2 protein-coding genes are annotated in these 1,805 nt (G+C 49.6%); one reads left to right on the top strand and one right to left on the bottom strand.

Features of this window, described 5'->3' with window-relative positions:
- Window positions 1-154: 154 nt before the first annotated feature.
- Window positions 155-532: a GxxExxY protein gene (locus CX664_RS25140; protein ID WP_101749316.1), complete on the bottom strand. Its 378-nt coding sequence runs from the start codon at window positions 530-532 to the stop codon at window positions 155-157.
- A gap of 79 nt (window positions 533-611) precedes the next feature.
- Between CX664_RS25140 and CX664_RS25135 the strand changes: the two genes are divergently transcribed.
- The coding region (locus tag CX664_RS25135; RefSeq protein WP_101749315.1) for an O-antigen ligase family protein at window positions 612-1,805 on the top strand (1,194 nt) is incomplete at its 3' end.

Below are 1,805 nucleotides of genomic sequence, written 5' to 3'. Positions count from 1 at the left end.
GCTTAAGTTGAGGCGACAACTATGTTGACAAACACCGTTTTTGAACCACAAAGGCACAAAGACACAAAGGAAGACTTTCTTTTGTTTGCAGCGCGTAGCGCTGGCAAACCCCAAAAAAACTTTGTGTCTTTGTGCCTTTGTGGTGAAAAGGCTTTTAATTCACAACCCGCACCACGCCCTGCTTTAAAACAGGTTCATTGAAGTTAATGAGCAACCCAAGCCAACGTTTTTTCAATTTGAGATAGGTGAGTAACTGTGCCTTATGGATCGGTAGTACTTTTTCTACAGCCTTCAGTTCCACAATAACGAGGTCATTCACCAACAGGTCGAGCTTATAATCAGTTCCCAGGCTGTGCCCTTTGTAGATAACGGGAACTGCCTCCTGACTTTTTAGCTCCAGGCCTTTTTGCTCAAGCTCAAATATAAGCGCCCGCTCATACGTGTTTTCCAATAACCCGGAGCCAAGATGCCGGTGAACTTCAATGGCTGCGCCAATGATCACCGAAGATAGTTGATCAGATTCTTCCTTCATATCAATTCTCATATTTATTAGTTCGAAAGACCAAATATAGAAAAACCTTTGTGTCTTTGTGCCTTTGTGGTTCAAAAAAATGAAAAAAGCACTGTTCTGGCCGCTGTTGGCGGTGATGTTCTGGCTGCCTTTGCCTGAAGGCAGCAAGCCCGAGTGGGCGATGGGGATTTTGGTGATGCTGGTCTACGGGCTGGCGTTATTCTGGTTGCTGGGTTATGCCCTGAACCGGCTGCCGGTAACTCTTGCCTTTCAAAAGGCCCGCTGGTTTCACCTGGGATTTATTCTGGTCACCTGCTGGCTGTTTATACAACAGATGCCGTTACCCGTGGATTGGGTAAAGGTACTCTCCCCCCATGCCTGGGATATTCATTCTCAGGCTTATCTGGCACTGGGGTTGCCCCTGCCAGATTTGCTTCCCCTCTCTCTTGACCCTTTCGCTACCCAGGTTACGGCGTTACTGTCGCTGGCCTATTATCTGCTGTTTTGTCTGTGTCTGCTGCTGATCGACCGGCCCGAGAAGTTGAGAACCTTTGCCTGGGTGCTGGTGATTTCCGGTATTTTTCAGGCGGTGTTTGGTTCGTTAAGTACCCTCTCCGGTCTGGAAGTGCTGCTGTTTCAGGATAAGCCCTCTTACTTTGGTGTGGCTACCGGAACCTTTGTAAACCGCAACAGCTTTGCCGGTTGTATGGAGATGACCCTGGCGGCAGGGATGGGCCTGCTGATTGCCCAGCTTAATGAACGCCCCTCCCGTGACTGGCACGAGTGGCTGCACCGCACCCTGAAAACCCTGATGAGTAATAAGGTTATCCTCCGGACCGGACTGGCCATTATGGTGATCGGTATGGTGCTCTCCCGCTCCCGTATGGGCAATACCGCGTTTTTCTCCAGTTTGATGATTACCGGCTTTTTGTACGTTATCTGTCGTAAGCAGCTGAGCCGGGGTATGGTGGTGCTGTTTGTCAGTTTGCTGGTGATTGATACTGCCATTGTCAGCCAGTGGTTTGGCCTGGAGAAGGTGGTGGAACGCCTTGAACAAACTTCTATGGAACGGGAAACCCGGCCCAACGTAGCAGAAGTAACGCTGGATGCCATTGGTGATTATGGTCTGACCGGTTCCGGTGGCGGTTCGTTTTACACGACGTTACCTGCTTATCACGATGGTAGCTGGCGGGGCTTTTATGACCTGGCTCATAATGATTTTCTGCAATTCCCCCTGGAGTTTGGTATACCCGCCTACGGTGTTTGTCAACATAGTTGTCGCCTCAACTTAAGC

It is taken from the genome of Endozoicomonas acroporae (genome assembly GCF_002864045.1).
GTDB lineage: Bacteria > Pseudomonadota > Gammaproteobacteria > Pseudomonadales > Endozoicomonadaceae > Endozoicomonas > Endozoicomonas acroporae.
Note: the sequence above shows the minus strand (reverse complement) of the source record. Positions and strands in the feature narration are given on the sequence as shown.